Source organism: Rhodococcus sp. ENV425, from assembly GCF_002887785.1.
GTDB classification, from domain to species: domain Bacteria; phylum Actinomycetota; class Actinomycetes; order Mycobacteriales; family Mycobacteriaceae; genus Rhodococcus; species Rhodococcus aetherivorans.
The window spans coordinates 14934-21706 of sequence record NZ_PCZU01000201.1 but is presented as its reverse complement, the minus strand read 5'-3'; the positions used below and the strand labels follow the sequence as shown (position 1 = coordinate 21706).

Below are 6773 nucleotides of genomic sequence, written 5' to 3'. Positions count from 1 at the left end.
GCACCACGGGCCCCACCTTCGGCTTCTCCGGCACTACGGGCTCCACCTTCGGCTTCGCCGGCACCACGGGCTCCGGCTTCGCCGGCACCACGGGTGCCGCCTTCGCCGGCACCACGGGCGCCGCCTTCGGCGCCGCAGGCGGGGCGGACGCGGCCGGCTCGGCCACCGGAGCCTCGACCTCCGGGGCCTCCGGGGCCTTCGTCTCCGGAGGCTCGGTCGGCTCGGGCTCCGGAATGCTGACGGGAATCTCTCCGGTCAGTTCCGCGACCGAGATTCCCCCACTGACGCCGCGGCGGCGACGTCCGCCGGCGCGGGAATTCACCTTCTGGCCGTTCCGGGCCAGCAGCTCCGCGACGGAGATCTGCCCGGTGTCGGTGCTGTGACCGTCCGTCATTGCGAAACCACCATCAATTCGCCCCCCATCTCGGTGTCGAGTTTGCGGAGGATGAGCCCCTCTCGCAGGGCCCAGGGACAGATGTCGAGCGTCTCCACTCCCAGCGCGCGCATGGCGGCCTCCGCGACCAGCGCACCGGCGACGATCTGCTGCGACCGGTCGGAACTCACGCCCTCGAGCTCGGCACGGTCCGCGGTCGTCATGCGGGAGATGAACGCGATGAGCTGACGCAGCCCGGCGGCGGTCAGGGTGCGCCGCACGCGCGGGCCCGCCGACGACGGGGCGGCACCGGTCAGCCGCGCCAGGGTGCGGAAGGTCTTCGAGCTTCCGACGCACAGGTCGGGAACGCCGGCCGCACGAAGCTCCTGGGCGGGCCGGACGAGCTCGGCGTCGAGCCAGTCCCGCAGCACCGCGACGCGCCGCTTGCCGGGCGGGTCCTCGCTCAGCCAGTCCCGGGTGAGGCGACCGGCGCCGAGCTGCAGCGAGAACGCGCAGTCCGGGTCCTCGTCGCCGCCGAAGGTCAGCTCGAGGGAGCCGCCGCCGATGTCGAGGCACAGGATGCGTCCCGCGCTCCAGCCGTACCAGCGCCGGACCGCCAGGAACGTCAGCCGGGCCTCGTCCACGCCGGAGAGCACCTCGAGTGCGACGCCGGTCTCGGCGCGGACGCGACGGAGAACCGCTTCGGAGTTGTTGGCGTCGCGCACCGCGGAGGTCGCGAAGGCCATCAGCTCCTCGCATCCGGAGGTGCGGGCAATGCCCGCGAAGTCGGCGACCGTCTCGACCAGCCGGTCGGCGCCCTGCGGGGTGATGTCGCCGCGGTCGTCCGTGTTCTCGGACAGGCGCAGGGTGGCCTTCGTCGAACTCATGGGGGTGGGATGGCCACCGCGATGAGCGTCCACCACGAGCAGATGGACGGTGTTGCTTCCGACGTCGAGTACCCCTAGGCGCACATACATACGGTACTGGGTCTACCGTCGGGTCCTGTGACAGCAGGTATGCCCGGCGCCGCACACAAGCAGGTCCCGGCCCCCGAAGTTCCCCTCGACTTCCCGCGCGAATGGGTCGAGTTCACCGACCCGGACAACAGCGAGCACGTCGTCGCCGCCGACCTGACGTGGCTGCTCTCCCGCTGGACCTGCGTGTTCGGCACGCCCGCGTGCCAGGGCATCATCGCCGACCGCCCGGACGACGGGTGCTGCTCCCACGGGGCGTTCCTGTCGGACGACGACGATCGCGCCAAGCTGGACGCCGCCGTGAGACATCTCACTCCCGAGGACTGGCAGTTCATGGAGAAGGGACTCGGCAAGAAGGGCTACCTCGAGGAGGACGACCTCGAGGACGAGCCGGCCCTGCGCACCCGCCGCTACAAGGGTGCCTGCATCTTCCTCAACCGGCCCGGTTTCGCCGGTGGCATCGGCTGCTCGCTGCACAAGATGGCGCTGCGGCGCGGCATCGAACCCCTCGAGGTGAAGCCGGACGTGTGCTGGCAGCTGCCGATCCGCCGGACCCAGGACTGGGTCGAGCGCCCCGACGGCACCGAGGTGCTGCGCACCGTCGTCACCGAATACGACCGGCGCGGCTGGGGCGAGGGCGGCCACGACCTGGACTGGTACTGCTCCGGATCGCCGGACGCCCACGTGGGCGCCTCGCCGGTGTGGCAGTCGTACGCGCCGGAACTGCGCGAGCTGATCGGCGATGCCGCCTACGAGGAGCTCGCGCGGCTGTGCCGCCGCCGCGAGGGGCTGGGCCTGATCGCCGTGCACCCCGCGACGACGGCCGCCGCCGAGCGGACACCGGAGCCCGCCCCCTACCCCTCGAGCTTGTAGCCGAGGCCGCGGACGGTGACCAGGTGCTGCGGCTTGGCGGGATCGGCCTCGATCTTCGAACGCAGCCGCTTGACGTGCACGTCGAGGGTCTTGGTGTCGCCGACGTAGTCGGCACCCCAGACCCGGTCGATGAGCTGGCCGCGCGTGAGCACCCGGCCGGAGTTGCGCAGGAGGTACTCGAGCAGGTCGAACTCCTTGAGCGGCAGGGTGACCGGTTTCCCGCCCACGTGCACGACGTGCCGGTCCACGTCCATCCGCACCGGCCCGGCCTCGAGGATCCCGTCGTCCTGTGCGGACTCGGCGTCGCTCTCCCCGCCGCGGCGCAGCACCGCGCGGATGCGGGCGATGAGTTCACGCGCCGAGTACGGCTTGGTGACGTAGTCGTCCGCTCCCAGCTCGAGGCCGACGACCTTGTCGATCTCGCTGTCGCGAGCGGTCACCATGATCACCGGCACGCCGGACCGGCTGCGCAGCTGCTTGCACACGTCGGTGCCGCTCATGCCGGGCAGCATCAGGTCGAGCAGGACGATGTCCGCGCCGGCCCGGTCGAACTCCGCGAGCGCCGACGGTCCGTCGCCGACGACGGTGGTGTCGAAGCCCTCCTTGCGCAGCAGGAACGCGAGCGGATCCGCCAGCGATTCCTCGTCCTCCACGATCAGCACACGCGTCACTGCTGGTCCTCCGTACCTTCCGTTACCTGGTGCATCCGGCTCGCTTCCGTTTCTCGTCGTGGATGTCGGCGTGGTCGTCACCGCTCCGCCGTCAGCGCCGCCCCGCCCTCGCGGCGAGGGGAGGCGACCTGTGACTCGCGGGGGTCGGCCGAGTGGGCGGGGATGAGGAGCGTGAACGTCGATCCGGTTCCCGGCTGGCTCCACAACCGGATCTCCCCGTTGTGGTTGGCGGCGACGTGCTTGACGATCGCCAGGCCGAGACCGGTGCCGCCGGTGGCGCGGGAACGGGCCTTGTCGACCCGGAAGAACCGTTCGAAGACGCGCTCCTGGTCCTCCTTCTCGATCCCGATGCCGCGGTCGGTCACCGCGATCGCCACCTTGCCCGCGCGCAGGGACCGGCTGACCGAGACCGGCGAGCCCGGGGACGAGTAGGCGACCGCGTTCTCGATGAGATTGGCCAGGGCGGTGACGAGCAGCGTCTGATCGCCGAGGACCTCGTAGCCGCTGGGGGCGTCGGTGGTGACGGTGATCTGCGCGTTCTCGGCGGTCAGGCGGGTGCGGCGCAGCGCCTCCTCGACGACGTCGTCGACCTCGACCACCTCGAGGTTCGGGAGCTTCTCGGCCCCCTGCAGACGCGAGAGCGCGATCAGTTCGGTCACCATGTTGCCGAGCCGGTTGGCCTCGCTCTGCAGCCGGGTTCCGAAGTGCCGCACGGATTCCGGGTCGTCGGCGGATTCGAGCAGGGCCTCGGCGAGCAAGGCCATCGCGCCCACCGGCGTCTTGAGTTCGTGGCTGACGTTGGCGACGAAGTCCCGGCGCGTGGCCTCCATCCGGACCTGCTCGGAGTCGTCGTAGGCGTAGAGCGCGACGAAGCGTGCGTCGTCGTCGAGCAGGCGCCGCGCGACGCAGCGCACCGCGACGCGCTCGCGACCGCGCGGGCTCTTCGCGGTGAGGTCGAGCTCGGCGGGCTCACCGGTCTCGAGGACCCGGGTGGCGGCCGCCCAGGCCGAGTCCTCGACGAGCCGGTTGCGGACGAGGCCGAGTTCCTCGGCGCGCGGGTTGAACAGGATGACGTCGTGGAACCGGTCGACGACGGCGATGCCCGTGTCCGCGCCGTAGACGACGCGGTCGAGCACCTGGGCCATGGTCAGGTCGGCGTCCGTGCGGTCGGTGGCCCGCCCCCGGAGGAGCCGCATCAGCACGATCGCGAACACGGCACCGAGGACGGCGGCCCCGGCGAGCAGCACGGCCTGCACAACAGTCACGTCTCGAATCGTACGTAGGCACGGCGGGACGGTGACAGCGGGTCGGGGCATTCCGCCGCACGTCACGCCGCATGTTCGCGGCATTTGCCGCGTGTTCACCGGCCGTTTCCCGGGGGCCGCGGGACGGCTGCCCGCGGCCCCCGGAGGGACTACCGTCCGCCCTGGCCGGCGACGGCGGCGGCACCGGCCGCGGCCGCCTCGGGATCGAGGTACGTGCCGCCCGGGTTCAGCGGGCGCAGGTTCTCGTCGAGGTCGTAGCGCAGCGGGATGCCGGTGGGGATGTTCAGCCCGGCGATCTCCTCGTCGGAGATCCCGTCGAGGTGCTTGACGAGGGCGCGCAACGAGTTGCCGTGGGCCGTGATCAGAACGGTCCGGCCGGCCCGCAGGTCCTGGGAGATGGTCTCCTCCCAGTACGGGATCAGGCGCTCGACGACGTCCTTCAGGCACTCGGTGAGCGGCACCTCGTCGACGTCCGCGTACCGGACGTCGCTGTCCTGGCTGTACTTGCTGCCGGGCTCGATCGGGGGCGGCGGGGTGTCGTAGCTGCGGCGCCACAGCATGAACTGCTCCTCGCCGAACTCCGCCTTGATCTCCGCCTTGTTCTTGCCCTGCAGCGCACCGTAGTGCCGCTCGTTCAGGCGCCAGTCACGCACGACCGGGATCCAGTGCCGATCCGCGGCGTCGAGCGCGTAGTTGGCGGTGCTGATCGCGCGGCGCAGCAGCGACGTGTACAGCACGTCCGGCAGGAGACCGTGCTCCGCGAGCAGCTCGCCGGCACGCTTGCCCTCGGCGATCCCCTTGTCGGTCAGGTGCACGTCCACCCACCCCGTGAAGAGGTTCATCGCGTTCCATTCGCTCTCGCCGTGGCGGAGCAACACAAGTGTTCCGTTGGTCATGGGCCAATCCTGGCACGCCCGGGCGGCGGTGCCACGTCCGCACCGTTCGGCGAATCCGCCCCGCGGGCCGCACACATCGGATATATGTGACAACAGTTGTTTTCAGAACGACGTCCGGATCGGGGGATTCTCGTGTTCGACACCCGGCTTTCCCGCCGCACCTTCCTCACCGCCCTGGGCGCGGTCGCGGTCGCGCCCACGACCGCTCACGCCGCACCGCGCTCGCCCGCGCTGCGCTCGGGGGGCCGGCGCGTCGCCTTGCTCGGCGGCGGGATAGCGGGCCTGACGGCCGCCCACGAACTGATCGAACGCGGCTTCGAGGTCACCGTCTTCGAACCGACCGCCCTCGGCGGCAAGGCCCGCAGCATCCCGTCGCCGGGCACCGGGTCCGGTGGACGCGCCGACCTGCCCGGCGAGCACGGCTTCCGCTTCTTCCCGGGCTTCTACCGGCACATCCCCGACACGATGCGGCGGATCCCCTTCCCGGGCAACCCGAACGGCGTGTTCGACAACCTCGTCGCCGGATCCGCCTTCCGGATGGCGATCCCCGGCGGGCCCGACCTGACCGCCCCCGCGTCGATCGCGCCGCTGCGCCCCGACGTCCTCGACCCCGCCTCGCTGCAGGAGTCCCTGGCCGCCGCCTTCTCCCTCGGCGGCGCGATCCCCCCGCACGAGCTGGCCGTCTTCACCCGCAAGCTGGTGATGTTCCTGACCAGCAGCCTCGAACGCCGCCACGGCCAGTGGGAGCACCAGACGTGGTCGCAGACGCTCGAGGCCGACGGCAAGTCGCCGGCCTACCGCAATATCCTCGTCTCGGCGCTGACCCGGCAACTGGTGGCCGCCCGGCCCACCGTCGCGTCCACCCGCACCATCGGCATCATGGGCCAGGCGTTCGTGTGGAACGCGATGGGCACCGTCCCCGAGTACGGTCACCTGGACCGGCTCCTCGCCGCCCCCACGAACGAGGCCTGGATCGACCCGTGGGCCGCGCACCTGCGCGCCCTCGGCGTTCGATTCGAAATGGGCTGGGCGGCCGAGGCTCTCGACATCTCCTCGGGCTCGATCACCGGAGTACGGCTGGTGGACGGCGGCGGCACCCGCGCCGTCGCCGAGGCCGACTGGTACGTCGCGGCGATGCCCGTGGAGCGGGCCGTGCCGCTGTGGTCACCGCGGATCGTCGCCGCCGATCCGCGGCTCGGAGCCATGCGGAACCTGCAGACGGACTGGATGGTGGGCATCCAGTACTTCCTGCGCCGGCCCACCCCGATCGCCGACGGGCACGTCGCCTACCTCGGCTCGCCGTGGGCCCTGACCTCCATCAGCCAGGGCCAGTTCTGGCGCGGGGACTTCGCCGCCCGCTACGGCGACGGCAGTGCCCACGACTGCCTGTCGGTGGACATCTCCGACTGGGACACCCCCGGCATCCTCCACGGGAAGACCGCGAAGGAGTGCACCGCCGAGGAGATCGCCCGGGAGACGTGGGCGCAGATGTCGGCGTGCCTCGACGACACCGGCACCGGCGTCCTCGACGAGAACGACGTCGTCTCGTGGTTCCTCGATCCCGGCGTCCGGTGGGACGCCGCGCAGGCCCGCAACACGAACGACACTCCCCTGCTCGTCAACACCGCCGGCTCGTGGGCCGACCGTCCGGACGCGCGCACCGCGATCCCGAACCTCTTCCTCGCCGGCGACTACGTCCGCACCGACATCGATCTCGCGAC

Annotated in this window: 6 protein-coding genes and 1 pseudogene; 2 read left to right on the top strand and 5 right to left on the bottom strand. The window is 71.3% G+C overall.

Features of this window, described 5'->3' with window-relative positions; translation table 11 throughout:
- A pseudogene (locus CQZ88_RS16735) lies at nt 1-394 on the bottom strand (hypothetical protein); the annotation flags it as partial.
- A complete protein-coding gene (locus CQZ88_RS16730) occupies nt 391-1344 on the bottom strand; it encodes a Ppx/GppA phosphatase family protein (RefSeq protein ID WP_029545150.1) in 954 nt (317 codons plus the stop codon). The pseudogene CQZ88_RS16735 and the gene CQZ88_RS16730, both read right to left, overlap by 4 nt.
- Nucleotides 1345-1389: 45 nt before the next feature.
- On the opposite strand from CQZ88_RS16730, the gene CQZ88_RS16725 reads away from it, so the two are divergent.
- Nucleotides 1390-2220: a hypothetical protein gene (locus CQZ88_RS16725; protein WP_006935994.1), complete on the top strand. Its 831-nt coding sequence runs from the start codon at nt 1390-1392 to the stop codon at nt 2218-2220.
- On the opposite strand, the gene CQZ88_RS16720 is transcribed toward CQZ88_RS16725, so the two are convergent.
- The 3 genes from CQZ88_RS16720 to CQZ88_RS16710 all read right to left on the bottom strand — a co-directional run bounded on the left by CQZ88_RS16720 (nt 2202) and on the right by CQZ88_RS16710 (nt 5052).
- Complete coding sequence (locus CQZ88_RS16720) at nt 2202-2891, bottom strand: response regulator transcription factor (protein ID WP_029545153.1); 690 nt, start codon at nt 2889-2891, stop codon at nt 2202-2204. The two genes, CQZ88_RS16725 and CQZ88_RS16720, sit on opposite strands and share 19 nt — an antisense overlap.
- Nucleotides 2892-2968: 77 nt before the next feature.
- Nucleotides 2969-4087 (bottom strand): cell wall metabolism sensor histidine kinase WalK, encoded by a 1119-nt coding sequence (locus CQZ88_RS16715; protein WP_231386031.1) that lies wholly within the window; start codon nt 4085-4087, stop codon nt 2969-2971.
- A 218-nt stretch (nt 4088-4305) separates the two neighbouring features.
- On the bottom strand, nt 4306-5052 hold the full coding sequence (locus tag CQZ88_RS16710; protein WP_006936001.1) for a phosphoglyceromutase: 747 nt from the start codon (nt 5050-5052) through the stop codon (nt 4306-4308).
- Between the two features lie 132 nt (nt 5053-5184).
- Here CQZ88_RS16710 and CQZ88_RS16705 point away from each other — a divergent pair.
- Nucleotides 5185-6773, top strand: a 1589-nt coding sequence (locus CQZ88_RS16705; protein WP_102800057.1) for an FAD-dependent oxidoreductase, incomplete at its 3' end; no start/stop codon positions are given.

Coding starts and splice junctions, on each gene's coding strand:
- CQZ88_RS16710 (WP_006936001.1), bottom strand. CDS start 5,052: ATGACCAACGGAACACTTGTGTTGCTCCGCCACGGCGAGAGCGAATGG.
- CQZ88_RS16715 (WP_231386031.1), bottom strand. CDS start 4,087: ATGCGGCTCCTCCGGGGGCGGGCCACCGACCGCACGGACGCCGACCTG.
- CQZ88_RS16725 (WP_006935994.1), top strand. CDS start 1,390: ATGCCCGGCGCCGCACACAAGCAGGTCCCGGCCCCCGAAGTTCCCCTC.